At 48.7% G+C, this 14,427-nt stretch carries 15 protein-coding genes, 2 tRNA genes and 1 riboswitch; of the genes, 7 read left to right on the top strand and 10 right to left on the bottom strand.

Features of this window, described 5'->3' with window-relative positions; translation table 11 throughout:
• Positions 1–9: 9 nt before the first annotated feature.
• On the bottom strand, positions 10–1,230 hold the full coding sequence (gene pncB / locus DBY97_RS07270) for a nicotinate phosphoribosyltransferase (RefSeq protein ID WP_070712162.1): 1,221 nt from the start codon (positions 1,228–1,230) through the stop codon (positions 10–12).
• Positions 1,231–1,322: 92 nt separating this feature from the next.
• Positions 1,323–2,618 (bottom strand): M23 family metallopeptidase, encoded by a 1,296-nt coding sequence (locus DBY97_RS07265; RefSeq protein WP_107723691.1) that lies wholly within the window; start codon positions 2,616–2,618, stop codon positions 1,323–1,325.
• A 362-nt stretch (positions 2,619–2,980) separates the two neighbouring features.
• Between DBY97_RS07265 and DBY97_RS07260 the strand changes: the two genes are divergently transcribed.
• On the top strand, positions 2,981–3,961 hold the full coding sequence (locus DBY97_RS07260) for a hypothetical protein (protein ID WP_107857944.1): 981 nt from the start codon (positions 2,981–2,983) through the stop codon (positions 3,959–3,961).
• A 6-nt stretch (positions 3,962–3,967) separates the two neighbouring features.
• Here DBY97_RS07260 and rfaQ read toward each other — a convergent pair whose 3' ends face one another.
• Entirely contained in the window at positions 3,968–5,050 is a 1,083-nt protein-coding gene (rfaQ, locus tag DBY97_RS07255) for a putative lipopolysaccharide heptosyltransferase III (RefSeq protein ID WP_107857943.1), read from the bottom strand.
• A gap of 147 nt (positions 5,051–5,197) precedes the next feature.
• Positions 5,198–5,242, top strand: a riboswitch (PreQ1 riboswitch).
• A 3-nt stretch (positions 5,243–5,245) separates the two neighbouring features.
• On the opposite strand from rfaQ, the gene queF reads away from it, so the two are divergent.
• Together queF and DBY97_RS07245 are read left to right on the top strand one after the other, a co-directional pair.
• Positions 5,246–5,719, top strand: coding sequence for a preQ(1) synthase (queF, locus tag DBY97_RS07250; RefSeq protein WP_003748427.1), 474 nt, complete (start codon positions 5,246–5,248; stop codon positions 5,717–5,719).
• A 100-nt stretch (positions 5,720–5,819) separates the two neighbouring features.
• Positions 5,820–6,497 carry a 7-cyano-7-deazaguanine/7-aminomethyl-7-deazaguanine transporter gene (locus DBY97_RS07245; RefSeq protein ID WP_107857942.1) on the top strand — a complete coding sequence of 226 codons (678 nt, stop codon included), beginning with the start codon at positions 5,820–5,822 and terminating at the stop codon, positions 6,495–6,497.
• Positions 6,498–6,565: 68 nt separating this feature from the next.
• On the opposite strand, the gene ubiM is transcribed toward DBY97_RS07245, so the two are convergent.
• The 3 genes from ubiM to rplU form a co-directional block, all read right to left on the bottom strand.
• A complete protein-coding gene (gene ubiM / locus DBY97_RS07240; RefSeq protein ID WP_107857941.1) occupies positions 6,566–7,750 on the bottom strand; it encodes a 5-demethoxyubiquinol-8 5-hydroxylase UbiM in 1,185 nt (394 codons plus the stop codon).
• Positions 7,751–8,025: 275 nt separating this feature from the next.
• The gene (gene rpmA / locus DBY97_RS07235; RefSeq protein WP_002212328.1) at positions 8,026–8,298 is read right to left on the bottom strand and encodes a 50S ribosomal protein L27; all 273 of its coding nucleotides are present in this window, start codon (positions 8,296–8,298) and stop codon (positions 8,026–8,028) included.
• 27 nt (positions 8,299–8,325) lie between these two features.
• Positions 8,326–8,634 carry a 50S ribosomal protein L21 gene (rplU, locus tag DBY97_RS07230; protein WP_002216394.1) on the bottom strand — a complete coding sequence of 103 codons (309 nt, stop codon included), beginning with the start codon at positions 8,632–8,634 and terminating at the stop codon, positions 8,326–8,328.
• A 263-nt stretch (positions 8,635–8,897) separates the two neighbouring features.
• Here rplU and ispB point away from each other — a divergent pair, with 263 nt between their 5' ends.
• From ispB to DBY97_RS07215, 3 genes are all read left to right on the top strand, one after another.
• Positions 8,898–9,872, top strand: a complete 975-nt coding sequence (gene ispB / locus DBY97_RS07225; protein ID WP_107857940.1) for an octaprenyl diphosphate synthase — start codon at positions 8,898–8,900, stop codon at positions 9,870–9,872.
• Between the two features lie 4 nt (positions 9,873–9,876).
• Entirely contained in the window at positions 9,877–10,323 is a 447-nt protein-coding gene (locus tag DBY97_RS07220) for a DUF441 domain-containing protein (protein ID WP_107857939.1), read from the top strand.
• A gap of 18 nt (positions 10,324–10,341) precedes the next feature.
• Positions 10,342–10,416 (top strand) — tRNA-Arg (locus DBY97_RS07215).
• 102 nt (positions 10,417–10,518) lie between these two features.
• On the opposite strand, the gene DBY97_RS07210 is transcribed toward DBY97_RS07215, so the two are convergent.
• Together DBY97_RS07210 and DBY97_RS07205 are read right to left on the bottom strand one after the other, a co-directional pair.
• A complete protein-coding gene (locus tag DBY97_RS07210; RefSeq protein ID WP_107857938.1) occupies positions 10,519–11,676 on the bottom strand; it encodes an NnrS family protein in 1,158 nt (385 codons plus the stop codon).
• Between the two features lie 86 nt (positions 11,677–11,762).
• Positions 11,763–12,143: a hemerythrin domain-containing protein gene (locus tag DBY97_RS07205; RefSeq protein ID WP_049321982.1), complete on the bottom strand. Its 381-nt coding sequence runs from the start codon at positions 12,141–12,143 to the stop codon at positions 11,763–11,765.
• Between the two features lie 146 nt (positions 12,144–12,289).
• On the opposite strand from DBY97_RS07205, the gene DBY97_RS07200 reads away from it, so the two are divergent.
• Positions 12,290–12,748 (top strand): RrF2 family transcriptional regulator, encoded by a 459-nt coding sequence (locus DBY97_RS07200; RefSeq protein WP_004518811.1) that lies wholly within the window; start codon positions 12,290–12,292, stop codon positions 12,746–12,748.
• 598 nt (positions 12,749–13,346) lie between these two features.
• On the opposite strand, the gene DBY97_RS07190 is transcribed toward DBY97_RS07200, so the two are convergent.
• Positions 13,347–13,422, bottom strand: a tRNA-Ile gene (locus DBY97_RS07190).
• Positions 13,423–13,515: 93 nt separating this feature from the next.
• Complete coding sequence (gene folP, locus DBY97_RS07185; RefSeq protein WP_107857936.1) at positions 13,516–14,370, bottom strand: dihydropteroate synthase; 855 nt, start codon at positions 14,368–14,370, stop codon at positions 13,516–13,518.
• Positions 14,371–14,427: the final 57 nt, after the last annotated feature.

The raw sequence follows: 14,427 nt of genomic DNA, 5'->3' as shown, positions 1-14,427 counted from the left end.
CCTTTGTTTTTAGGCTTTCTCTTCCGGCTCCGGTACGTCAAACACTTGGCGCAGGTAAGCGAGGAAGGTGTTGTTGGTGGTCATGGTTTTGCCCGGGGAGTCGGAGAGTTTGGCAACGGATTGGCCGTTACACTCGACAAGCTTCAAGACAATGTTCAAAGGCGTGTGTCCCAAGTCGTTGGTCAAGTTGGTACCGATACCGAAACTGGTTTTGAAACGGTCTTTGAAGTATTGGTGCAACGCCCATGAACGCTCAATATCGAGGCCGTCTGAAAAAGTCAGCATTTTGGTGCGGCTGTCGATTTTGAGTTTTTTGTAATGCTCGTAGGCTTTGTCGCCCCAAACATAAGGATCGCCGCTGTCGTGGCGCAGGCCGTCGAAGAGTTTGGCGAAGTACAGGTCGAAGTCGCGCAAGAAGGCATCCATGCCGACCACATCGGTCAGGGCGATACCGAGGTCGCCGCGGTATTCGTGCACCCAGCTTTCCAGCGCGGCTTTTTGGAAATTGCGCAAACGTACGTCCAAGGCTTGAAAGGCTTGGAGGAACTCGTGCGCCATGGTGCCGATGGGTGTGATGCCGAGTTTTTTGGCCAGATAAACGTTGCTGGTACCGCGCACAATATCAGGAGCGGCTTCTAACAAGGTGCGGATAACGTGTTCCTGCCATGCAAGGGTGTAGCGGCGGCGCGTACCGAAATCGGAAATAAGGAACGGCGGATCATTCGGATTTTGAGTGGCCGCGATTTCTTTCAGCTGTTGCGCTTTGGCCTGCAAACGGCGCTCGCCTTCTTCGATGACGGCAGGCGTTTCCAAGCGGCGGAAATAGAGTTCGTTGACGATGGCAAGAATGAAAATCTCGAAGAACATCGCCTGTATCATCGGGCCTTCGATACGGATGTTCAGACGGCCTTGATCGTCAGGGCTAACTTGGACGAAGCGGCGTTGGAGTTGGAAAAGTTCGAGATAATCGACAAAGTCGCTTTTGATAAAGCGCAGGCTGCGCAGATAGTCGAGTTCGTCATGGGTAAAGCGCAGCTGACACAGGGCGTCGAGTTCGCGTTCCAAGTCTTCTTGAATATCGGCCAGCGGATACACCATCTCTTTGTTGCGGCAGCGGAATTCGTAGAGGCTGTGGGTTTGCGGGAATTGGTGCAACACGACTTGCAGCATGGTGAATTTGTACAGGTCGGTATCAAGCAGGGATTGGATAATGGGCTGATGAGCAGACATAAGCTTTCTCTGAGTAAACGTGGGCGTTGAGGTATCGATTTTAATAGGAAAGGCCGTCTGAAAGAAACCTTATTCAGACGGCCTTTATCTTATTAATCCAGCTGCGCTACGGAAACCGGCAAAGAGCGGATGGTAGACAACATCGTGCTGGCATCTTTTTGCTGTTTGCGGAACGCGGCCATATTGGTCGGGGTCAATTTCGGCGTCGGCAAGGCGACGGTAGTCGGGTTGACCGGCTGGCCGTTGACGCGTGCTTCGTAGTGCAGGTGCGGGCCGGTCGAACGGCCGGTTGTACCGACAAAACCAATCACTTCGCCGGCACGGACTCTGCCGTCGGCAGGGCTGAACGCGCTCATGTGGCCATACAGGGTTTCCACACCGTTGGCATGGCGAATCATCACGGTATTGCCGTAGCCACCTTTCCAACCTTTGAAAATCACTTCGCCGTCGGCAGCGGCCTTAATCGGCGTACCGGTCGGCGCGGCATAGTCGATACCGGTGTGCATACGGACAGTATGCAGAACCGGGTGGACACGGTAGCCGAACGGAGAAGAAATGCGCGTGTATGCAACAGGCTCGGTATTAAAGCCTTCTTTTTGTTGCAGGGACTTACCGTTTTGGTCGTAGTAGCTACCGCTTTCTTCATCGCCTTTGCCTTGGCTGTAATAATAGGCTTGGTAGGTTTTGCCGTCTTTAACCACTTCAGCCGCCAAAATATCGCCGACCGCCATTTGCTGACCGCGGAAATACATGCTGTTGTACAAAAGACGCACGGTATCGCCTTCTTTCAAATCGCTCATATTGAATGAGTCGGCAAAGATTTCTTTGAGCTGGATATACACTTCGGAAGGGATTTCGGCACGGAGCATATCGCCGATAGCGGAAGTGCGAATCTGTACGGAGCGCAGGGTCGGCATGGTTTTCATGTCGATTTCGGCATTGGAGATGCGCCATTTGCCCTTAACTTTTTCCAAAGCCACCAAGTTGCGTTCCAATTCTTCATCGGTAAAGAATTGAACGTCGGTCACTTGGCCTGAAGAATCGATGCGGATATTGACGGATTGGTTGGTCCGCAGGTTTTTCATGTCGAGGTTGGCATTGTTTTTCGCCATGATTTGCTTGATGTCTTCTTGATTGACACCCATGCGCGTCAAAACGTCTGCCAAAGAGTCGCCGGCTTGGACGGCTTCTTGCACCCAATAGCTGGATTGATAGGTATTGGTTTCCACATAAACGGCAGGCAGCTCTTCGGAAATACGCTCGACTTTGAAATCGGTCTGTGCTGGTTGAGGGTCGGTAATGGCGTATGCGGTCATGATGCCTGAAGCCGGCAGCAGAAACGCTAAGAGGGTTGCTTTAAATCGAGTGGAATATTTGTTTTTAATCACGCGTTATCCTTAATGGGGCGGTCTGTTTTTGAGGTTTGCAGAATGCCGGCACATCCGGCCTGCCGCGACCGCCTGCTGGTTTAAACAGTTTTGGGGATAAAGGACTTGAAGTCTTTTTTCCGATCTGAAAATCAGGTTTTCATTCGGAATGAATGAGGTCGTGTTTGAGATTGACGTTATTATCAGGGCTATTGTGTTGATTTACACCCTGTTTTTCTGAAATTTACGCCACACATTTTAGCATGACAGCCCGTTTTTTCCAAACCGGCCGTCTGAACGGCTCTTTTTCAGGGTATGAGGGCAAGATTCCGAAACGCATCATTTGTCGCGTAAAATAACGGTTTTCCTATCTGTTTGCGCTTATGAAGCTGACCCTCGCCCTCCCCTCGCTCAACCGCTTTGCCGACGAATCCGTCCCTGAGCTTGCCTTACCTGCTTTTAACCGTCTTTTGCGTTACGGCACATTACACAAAGAAACACTCAGGCCGTCTGAATTTTACGGACGCCATTTGTGGAACGGCAGCCTTATTGCCCAAGTGCAACGTTTACGCCACACAAGCCAAAAACGCACAGCCGCTTTTGCCTCTCCGGTTTGGCAACAAATGGGCATGCACCATGTCAACATTATCAGCGGCGAGTTTATCGGCATCCAAAAAGAGGAGGTGCAACGGTTATGTGTGGATTTGTCGGCGTTTTATCAAGATAAAGATTGGCAATTCGAGCCGCTTTGCGAAAGCATGTGGCTGCTCAGTATGCCGACAACGGAAGATTGGGGAGCGGAATGTGTTTTGGATGTGTGCGGGCAGCCGGAAATGGACGGTCAGGCACACGGCAAAGATGCGGTGTCTTGGTTGGCCATGCAGACGGAAATCCAAATGTTTCTCCACACGCATCCGATTAACCAAGCGCGTGAACAACAAGGATTGCCGGAAATCAACGGTTTGTGGCTGTGGAATGATGCGGACGGTACACAGTCTGCGGATATTGTCGCCTCAGACAGCGTATGGGCGCGTTTTTCGGATACGCCCAAACTCGATGCGCCATACGATTTGAAGGCTTGGTTTGAGATGGTTCAAGAAACAGACAACACGGTTTCAGACGGCCTTATCTTTTTGGACGACTTGGTTTCCACCTTACAAACAGGCGATGTTTGGGCATACAAAGATATTTTGGAAGGCTGGGAAACCCGTTGGTTTGCGCCTTTATGGGACGCACTCGCTTCAGGCCGTCTGAAAACCGTATGCATTGCCACAGACGGCGAAAACGGCGGCACACTGGAAATCGGCCGCCGTTCCAAATGGGCATTTTGGCGCAAAGCTAAAACGTTTAACGGATCGTGGTAAACGGTTTTAAGCCTCCAATGCTTCCAATTTGGTAGAAATTCTATCCCACACATCCTGCAACGGAATCGCTTTCAATAGACGTGTCGGATCGTTGGTATCGATACTGTCGGGGTTGGGTAATTCGGCATAATCGCCGGCATAAATGACTTCAGCCTGTTCGGAATACGGACGCCATTTATCCACCCATGACGCGCCAAACAAAGCGATTTGCGGTTTATCCAAAGCAGCAGCGATATGCATCGGTGCGGAATCGACACCGACAAACAGTTTGGCGCCCTCAATGGCCGCCGCCAATTCACGCAGACTCAAGCATCCGGACAGCACATATACTTTTCTGCCTTCCGGAATATTCAGACGGCCTATAATTTCCTGAAGCATGTATTGCTCGACAGTGTCGGGAGAAGCAGTTAATACGACATTCTGCCCGCTGTTGAGCAGAAGCTGTACGATGGCGGCGTTTTTGCCGTCTTCCCAACATTTGAAATGCCAACGCGCACCCGGGTGCAGTAACACATAATCTTCGCCGCTCCACCCCTGCTCACGCAATTTCTGCCGCATGCTTTCCCTTGCATCTTGTGCCACCCAAAGGCGTACCTTCGCATCGGCCACGTCTTCCGGCTGGATAAGCGGCGCAAGGATATTCAACTGGTTTTCAACGATATGATGGCTGGTATCAAGCTCATGGTTGATAAAATCATGACAGAAACGCCACCAGAAACCGTCGCGCTTGATGCAGTCAAAACCCACGCTGCAACGGGCGCACAGTTTGGCGATTACCGCCGCGCGCCATTGGTCAGACAGATTGAAAGCCCAGTCGTAATCGCGTGCCTTCAGCTTAGACAAAAGGTTTTTCTCACACGCCAACTGCTTGAATACGCCCAGCTTCTTCCAATTTCGATCAATGGTAAAAATCTGCGCAATCTGCGGATTATCGGCAATCAGCTGCTCCGTACCGGCATACACCAGCATATCAATTTCGCAATCGGGGAAACGGGTTTTCAGCGCATCGACCACCGGCGTGCTCAAAAGCACATCGCCATGATGGCGCAATTTGATGATCAGAATACGTTTGGGTTGGGATAAAGACATACGAAACTTTCAGACGGCCTGTTGATTGGCTGCTATTGTAAAGCGGAAAACAGGTTTCATAAAATACAAAACAGGCCGTCTGAAACCTATCCTGCTGATTCATCGCTATAAAATCCGCACAAGCCATGCAATTTATATTACAATCCGCACCCCGTGGTTCGAAAACCTCCCACATTAAAAAACTAAGGAAACCTCATGTCCCGCAACAACGAAGAGCTGCAAGGCATCTCCCTTTTGGGCAACCAGAAAACCCAATACCCGAGCGAATATGCGCCTGAAATTTTGGAAGCGTTCGACAACAAACATCCAGACAACGACTATTTCGTCAAATTCGTCTGCCCCGAGTTCACCAGCCTCTGCCCGATGACCGGCCAGCCCGACTTTGCCACCATCTACATCCGCTACATCCCCCATATCAAAATGGTGGAAAGCAAATCACTGAAACTCTATCTCTTCAGCTTCCGCAACCACGGCGACTTCCATGAAGACTGCGTCAACATCATCATGAAAGACCTCATCGCCCTGATGGATCCGAAATACATCGAAGTATTCGGCGAATTCACACCGCGTGGCGGCATCGCCATTCATCCGTTTGCCAACTACGGCAAAGCAGGCACAGAGTTTGAAGCTTTGGCACGCAAACGCCTGTTTGAGCACGATGCACAATAATCCCGTTCAGACGGCCTAACGCCCTTTTCATTGCAAGACTTTTTCTATTGCACAGTCTCGCAAGGCTTCATGCCGTCTGAAAAACTTCCGAAAGATTCCCATGTACGAATTTACTGCCGCACAGCAGAAGAAAGCGCTCTTCTGGCTGGTACTGTTCCATATTTTTATTATTGCCGCCAGCAACTATCTGGTGCAGTTCCCCTTTCAAATTTTCGGTATCTTTACCACTTGGGGCGCATTCTCCTTCCCCTTTATCTTCCTCGCTACCGACCTGACCGTGCGCATTTTCGGCGCACCATTGGCGAGACGGATTATTTTTTGGGTGATGCTCCCGGCCCTTCTGCTCTCTTACGTCTTCTCCGTCCTCTTTCATGACGGCAACTGGACAGGCTGGGCATCTTTGGCCGAGTTTAACACCTTCGTCGGCCGCATCGCATTGGCCAGCTTTTCCGCCTATGCACTCGGGCAAATCCTCGATATTTTCGTGTTCAACAGATTACGCCGTCTGAAATCATGGTGGGCTGCCCCTACTGCTTCCACCGTGGTCGGCAACGCTTTGGACACGCTGGTGTTTTTTGCCGTTGCCTTTTACGCGAGCAACGATGAATTTATGGCGGCAAATTGGCAGGGCATCGCATTTGTCGATTATCTGTTCAAACTTGCCATCTGCACCCTCTTCTTCCTGCCCGCCTACGGCATCGTATTGAGCATCTTGACCAAAAAACTGACTTCCTTAAACGTCCGTCAAGAAATGCCCGAATCGGTTTTAGCCAAATAAACAATAGATAAAAAAACAAGGCCGTCTGAAACTTTAATCGTTCAGACGGCCTTTTATGTTTTAAGCAATTAACCGGTCAATTGTTTGGTAATCAGTTTTTTCAGCGGAGGGAAGTTATTGCTTGCACGCAATACCAAACCGCGCAGCAGTTTCGCCGGAGCAGTTTCATTGGTAAAGAGTTTCAGCAACATATTGGTGCCGTGGTAAATCGGATGTGCGTGGAACATATGCTTGGTGCTGTATTTTTCCAGCAGGCTCTTCGCACCAATATCCTGACCGCGTTGCTCGGCTTCGAGAACCAATTTAGCCAAAAGATCGGCACTTGCCAGACCCAAGTTGAAACCGTGCGCAGTCACCGGATGCATACCGACTGCAGCATCACCGATCAACGCACTGCGTTTACCATAGAAACGTTGGGCAATCATACCGACCAAAGGATAATTGTGAATAGTGCTGACCAATTCCATATCGCCCAAACGGCCTTTGAGTTGCTCTTTCACGCTGGCAGCCAACTCTTCCGGCGACATATTTTTAATCGTTTCGGCTTTATCGCTGTCCACCGTAATCACTGTATTGGTCAAGTGTTCTTCCAAAGGCAGTAACGCAATAGTGCGGCCGTAATGGAAGCATTCATATGCAGTATGCAGGTTGGACAGAGTATGCTTCATGCGGCACACAAACATGGTACGGCTGTAATCGTGCATATCGGAAGAAATGCCCAATTGACGGCGCGTTTGCGAGAAGCGGCTATCGGCGGCCAACAACAGACGGCCGGTCAATACTTCGCCGCTTTCCAAAATAACTTGCGCCTCATCGTCAGAAGTTTTGACTTCTTTAACATTGGTGCCGGTCAGAATTTTCACGTTGTCCAATTTGGACACGACTTCATAAGCGGCTTTACGGATGTTGTGATTGGAAATCAAATAGCCCAAGCAGTCCGCAGACTCGCCACGCGCCTGAGTCGGTTGCGGGAAGTGGAGCTGGTAATCGGAATGGCCGTTCAACACTTTGGCATCGCGCAAAGGATAAATTTCGTCTTTTGGAATCAAATCCCACATACCCAATCGCTGCATGATTTCGCGCGACAAGTGTGTCAGTGCGATTTCACGGCCGTCATATGGCGGATTTTGCAACACTTCTAAAGGACTTCTTTCAATCAGGGTTATGTTCAAACCGCTTCCGGCCAACTCTGCGGCAAAACTTAATCCGGCAGGGCCTGCGCCGACGACGAGAATATCACTGTGTAAGCTCATGGGAGGAATTCCTTGTATTCAACTGATACGGATTTTTTCAGACGGCCTTAAGTTTACTGTGTTTAGCTACATGAGGGTAAATCAAAGGCATTTGATAGATTATATAGAAAGAGTCGATAGAATAAAACAAAGACCATCGATTGTAAGCGCGTTTTTACTTTAGCCTTAATATAAATCAAGCTTCAAGACATACGGATTTTATTAAACAGACAAAACAGCCTGACAAACAAAAACCGCATTCCGAAAAGGGAATGCGGCTTTCAATCGTAAAACGATTATTCTTCAGAACCAGTGTAAGGACGGATGCTGACGGTTTTACGGTTCAGCGCGCCTTTGGTTTTGAATTCAACGTAACCGTCGACTTTAGCAAACAAAGTGTGGTCTTTGCCCATGCCTACGTTGTCACCTGCGTGGAATTTAGTACCTCGTTGACGAACGATGATAGAGCCTGCCGGAATCAGCTCGTTGCCGTAGGCTTTAACGCCCAAGCGTTTGGCTTCTGAATCGCGACCGTTGCGGGTGCTACCGCCTGCTTTTTTACTTGCCATTTGTAATACTCCTGAACTTACTTGAAATTAGGCGATTGCCACGATTTCGATTTGGGTGAAATTTTGGCGATGGCCTTGGCGTTTTTGGTAGTGTTTGCGACGACGCATTTTGAAAATACGTACTTTCTCGCCACGACCATGAGCAACGACTTTAGCTGTTACTTTTGCGCCTTCGATAAAAGGTGCGCCTACTTTTACAGATTCGCCGTCAGCAATCATCAAAACTTCAGTCAGTTCGATTTGGCTGTCGAGTTCGGCTGGTATCTGTTCTACTTTCAATTTTTCGCCAACGGAAACTTTGTATTGTTTACCGCCGGTTTTTACGACCGCGTACATACTCAACTCCATGAGAATTAGGTTAACATTCCGCACACCATGTGCGAAACGAGCTATTCTATTTCTATTTGCCTGTTTTGTCAAAATTTATTTTATTTACAAGTGAAAAGGCCGTCTGAAAGATATGTTGCATGCTTTTTAACTGATATAATCACGCGCTGGATTGCTGATATCTTTATGCAACATTATTACCCCGACCGAATGTACGGGTTTAAACAGATTCATTGGAGCCCCCGCTCCATTTTATCAACAGAGAATGTTTTATGCTCGAAAACCTGCCTTACTTCCAACGCCACCTGCCCGATGACCTTGCCAAAGTTAATGCGGTCATCAACCAAGCTGTTCAATCCGATGTTGCGCTGATTTCGCAAATCGGCACATACATCATTAGCGCGGGCGGTAAGCGCCTGCGTCCGATTATTACCATTTTGGCAGGTAAAGCAGTCGGGCATGACGATGAAAAGCTGTACTCGCTGGCAGCGATGGTGGAATTCATCCACACCTCCACCCTCCTGCACGACGATGTCGTCGATGAAAGCGATTTGCGCCGCGGCCGTAAAACCGCAAACAACCTCTTCGGCAACGCGGCGGCTGTTTTGGTCGGCGACTTCCTCTATACACGCGCCTTCCAACTAATGGTCGGCTCCGGCAGCATGCGTATCTTGGAAGTGATGGCAGATGCGACCAACATCATCGCCGAAGGCGAAGTCATGCAGCTGATGAACATCGGCAATACGGATATTACCGAAGAGCAATACGTCCAAGTTATCCAATACAAAACAGCAAAACTGTTTGAAGCGGCTGCACAAGTCGGCGCAATTTTGGGCAAGGCTTCCCCCGAATACGAGCAAGCCTTGAAAGACTACGGCATGTACGTCGGTACGGCTTTCCAAATCATTGACGATGTATTGGACTATTCAGGCGAAACCGAAGAAATCGGCAAAAACGTCGGCGACGATTTAGCAGAAGGCAAACCTACCCTGCCATTGATTTACCTGATGCGAAACGGCTCCGAGCAAGCAGCAAACGATGTGCGCCATGCTTTGGAAAATGCCGACCGCAGCTATTTTGAAAAAATCCACAACTACGTCGTCAACTCCGACGCTTTGCCGTATTCGATTTCCGAGGCGAAAAAAGCCGTCGACAAAGCCATCGCTTCATTGGACGTATTGCCTGACAGCGAAGTCAAAGATGCCATGATCCAACTGGCAAAAGAATCCTTGGCCCGAGTATCTTAATCCGATGAATTTCAGCTTTGTCCCTTTGTTTCTGGTTACGCTGATTTTTTTGGGCGTCGTCAGCAACAACAACTCGATTACGATTTCGGCAGCGGTATTGCTGCTCATGCAGCAGACGGCCTTGTCGCAATATCTTCCCTTGGTGGAAAAACACGGTTTGCATCTGGGCATTATCCTGCTGACCATCGGTGTATTGAGCCCGCTGATTTCCGGTAAAATCCAGATTCCGCCGGTTTCCGAGTTTATCAATTTCAAAATGATTGCCGCCGTCCTTATCGGCATTTTGGTTGCCTGGCTTGCCGGACGCGGCGTTCCATTGATGAGCGAACAGCCTGTTTTGGTAACCGGATTATTAATCGGCACGGTCATCGGCGTTGCCTTTGTCGGCGGCATTCCGGTCGGCCCTTTGATTGCCGCCGGCTTATTGTCTTTTTTTGCCGGAAAGGTTTAAAATCCCCTCCTTTACCGCCTCGCCATAGTTCAACGGATAGAACGTATGCCTCCTAAGCGTAAAATACAGGTTCGATTCCTGTTGGCGAGGCCACAGTTTCAATAAAAGCCTTTCATATTCTGAAAGGCTTTTTTTATTATCAATAATAAAGGCCGTCTGAAACTTTTCAGACGGCCTTCTCATTTCGCCAAACCGTTAACCCGGACGACCATCCGAACGCGGACGGATCAACCAAGGAATATATTTCCATGCGTACAACAGCAAAGAAGCGGCAAACAAAGCGGCGGAGCAACGGATACTGTGCGTATATGCTGTACCGCTCACAAAGGTTGCCAAAACACGGACAACCGTTGCGGCTATCATCAACCAAAAGGCAACAGGAACCACTTTAGGCGGCGGATAAATGGAGTTGCCGGTATGGCCAAGCGCGGTTCGTGCCATCATGCCCAAAGTTAGCACGCCGATACCGCCAACGCCGATAAGGTGCACGCCCAAATTCAGGAAGTTTGAAATCCAATAGGAAAGACCGACCGCAATCAAACCCAAGCCGGTAAACAGATAGCCGGCAAACAAAATCCAAAGCATAGGCTCTTTCAGCACGGCTTTATACCACCAGCGGTACACCTGCACGGTAAAAATCACACCGGCAGCCAGAGCAAACAACGCGGCCAGTCCCGGCAAAATGTTATGCGCCATCAGCATGGCGGTCAGCATAGGCAGCCAAAGCGATGCGTGCGCTACCCATTGAGGGCTGGGAATTTGCGGCACATTCAGGCGCTTGGACGTAAAGAACGAGATAATCCGCATACCGATCAAACCGATAAATCCGGCCACCATAATCAAACCGGATTGCAAACCGGTCATCAGCGCGATGGCATCAAACGGCTGCATTTTCATATGGAACGCGAAATGGGTGCCGCCCAAAACAAAAATAGCGAACACGGCAACATAGTTGCGCTTGTTTTGAGAACGGATTACCGGCAAAGCCATGCATACCGCGCCATACCAGAAAAAGATCGTACCGAATATGCCGCTTGCCGTTACCCCCCAACCGGGGATAAACATACAAATGCGGGCCAACAGCCAAAATGCGGTCAAGCCGGCCAAAGCCTTACCGCGTGTCGGCGGCTGGCCTGTCCAAGTCGCCACGGCCGTCAATAAGAATGCAATGACAACCAATCCGGCATAGCCCCAAATCATTTCATGGGCATGCCAATAAAAACCCGACAACTCAGGCGTTCCCTGAAAGCCGAAGCCCCAAAGCAGTATAGACAATGCGCCATACAAAGCCGCCAACGAATAAAACGGGCGGAAGGCCATTGCCCAAACCGGGTGTTTGAACAAATCGGTCATGGTGGTTCCTTCAATTTTTATATCATCATAAAACAGCAACAGAGGCCGTCTGAAACTTTTCAGACGGCCATCGATTCCCTTCCCTGTTACACATTTTCAGGCAAAGGCAAAAAAGGTTCAATCGCAGGGAAAAGCTCGCGCTCCTCAAAGCGCGCATGATCGCGCAAAGTGACAGCAAACTCCTTATTCCATGATTCATTCATATATTCAGGATGCGCCATCATCGCGCGCAATTTAGCATGATCGCCTTCAAAACGCTGCCGCAACGCAGGGTCAATTTTATCCCAATACGGCGCAAACATGGTTTCCTCTTCCAAAAAATGTGGCTCAAGCTCAATAAAATGAGGATCCAGCTCCGCCTGATGGCTTTGATCGGGCGTACGCAGGAGACGGACGCACAACGACAGCGAGCCATGATGTTCGCGGGAAAGTTCTATTAAGGCAGGATGGCGTTTCAAGGGCTTCATAAGTTCGTTATAATGGTAACAGTTTGTCAAACTGGATTAATTCAAATGTTTCAGATATTATGAAACCCAATCCCACATAAAGTCAAACAGCCCCTCTCCAAGCACTACGCTTTTGACATATAATAAAAATATCTAAAGAGCCAGCCATGTATCTGACCCAACATACCGATTACGGATTGCGCGTATTGGTTTATACCGCCATCAACGACGACACCCTCGTCAATATCGGCACCATTGCCGAGACTTACAATATTTCCAAAAGCCATTTGATGAAAGTGGTTACCTCATTAGTCAAAGGCGGTTTTCTGGTCAGCGTGCGCGGCAAAGGCGGCGGTTTGCGCTTGGCAGACAATCCTGAAAACATCAATATCGGTGCAGTGGTGCGCCATCTTGAGCCGATGCAGGTTGTCGAATGCATGGGTGACAACAACGAATGCCTCATCACCCCTTCCTGCCGACTGACCGGTATCATCACCGGCGCCATCAAAGCCTTCTTCAACCATTTAGATCAATACTCACTGCAAGATCTGCTGGACAAGCCGACTTACGACATACTTTATACACCGCGCATCCCGATTAACGAAATACGCGGAACGGCCGACTAAATCTTCTGGCCGTCTGAAAACAATCCAGCCATACTGAAATGGTATTACTTGAATAATTAAAAATGCCGTCTGAAATGAAGATTTTCAGACGGCATTGGTTTACAAAACACTCTACAGTTAAATAGCTGACTTTCATTCGATAGGTTCATTTTTATGCTAAATATGTCGAATATAAGACAACAGAAAAACCTAAAATAAGAATAATCATAGCAACCGTAAAATTTATTCTTAATATTTTCAGATAAAATTTATTGGAGACTTTTTGCATTCCAAACAGTATCTTGAAAAATTTTAATTGCATACTTCTATGAGTAAATAGATATTCAAAAAAACCTATATCCATCCCTTCTGATTTTAATATTTTATATAGCATTACTAGATTAATTATAATTGCAATAAAATACAAAAATACTAAACAAAACAGAAAATAAGGCAATAACTCCACCAAACTACTCCTTCTTTTTTAAAAAGAATTTTCCCTAAAAAACATATTGGACGACATAACCGAATTGCTATTGTCGACATTATATTCCAATCTTTCGCAAACCAATAAATACAAAAATGCCCGAAGCCAAAAGCCTCGGGCATTTTTAATATTTGGTGGGTCCGGTGGGTTTCGAACCCACGACCAAGGGATTATGAGTCCCCTGCTCTAACCCCTGAGCTACAGACCCGTCAAGAGTAGATGCGGATTATAGCATAACTTGTTTCTTGTTCAAGATACCGGGCCAATGTTTCAGACGGCCTGTTGGTTTTCTATTCGGGTATTATGCCGATATGCCCAATGCTTCCCAAACTTTCAAAGCGTCCGATGTTGCTTTGACATCGTGAACACGGATGATTTGCGCTCCTCTAGCCACTGTGGCCAAAGCGGCTGCGACGCTGCCGTGTACGCGTTTGGCGGCATCTTGTTCGCCTGTCAGCTCGCCAATCATACTTTTACGCGATACGCCGATCAGAAGGGGGAATCCGGTTGCGTCCATCAACTCAGGCAAATGTTTTATCAGTGTGATGTTGTGTTGCAGGTTTTTGCCGAAACAGAAGCCGGGGTCTAGCGTGATACGTTCAGGGGCAATGCCTGCTTGAACGCATTCTGCCGCGCGTGCTTTTAAATAACGCGCGACTTCTTCGACGACATCTTGATATTGCGGATTAAGCTGCATGGTTTTGGGCAAACCCTGCATGTGCATGAGACACACGCCTGTATTAGGCTGTTGCGCCAGCAATGCGACTGCGCCTTCATCACTCAATGCGGCAACGTCGTTGATAATATCGACGCCGCCTTGCGCCAAGGCTTTTTCCATGATTGCCGTGTGGCGCGTGTCCAAGCTGACGGGAACATTCCACTTGGCGACTTCCGCCAAAACCGGCTGTACCCTGGCCCATTCTTCTTCTCCGAGAGAAACATCATCCGAACCCGGGCGCATAGATTCGCCGCCGATATCGAGAATATCCGCACCGTCTTTCAGTAGCTGCTCGGCATGTGCCAATGCTGTTGAGACATTTTGCGAATAGGTGCCGCCATCGGAAAATGAATCGGGGGTTAGATTGACGATGCCCATGATTTTGGGTTTGTCTAAGGCGATTTCAAATCGGCCTGCCTGCCAAATGTGCGTGTTCATAATGCTTCCATTGATGAAATAATAGGATAGAGGCCGTCTGAAACTTTTCAGACGCCT

Origin of the sequence: Neisseria subflava (assembly GCF_003044645.1) — a bacterium.
Taxonomy (GTDB): Bacteria; Pseudomonadota; Gammaproteobacteria; order Burkholderiales; family Neisseriaceae; genus Neisseria; species Neisseria subflava_B.
The sequence above is the reverse complement of the archived record's forward strand: the minus strand, read 5'-3'. Positions and strand labels throughout refer to the sequence as shown.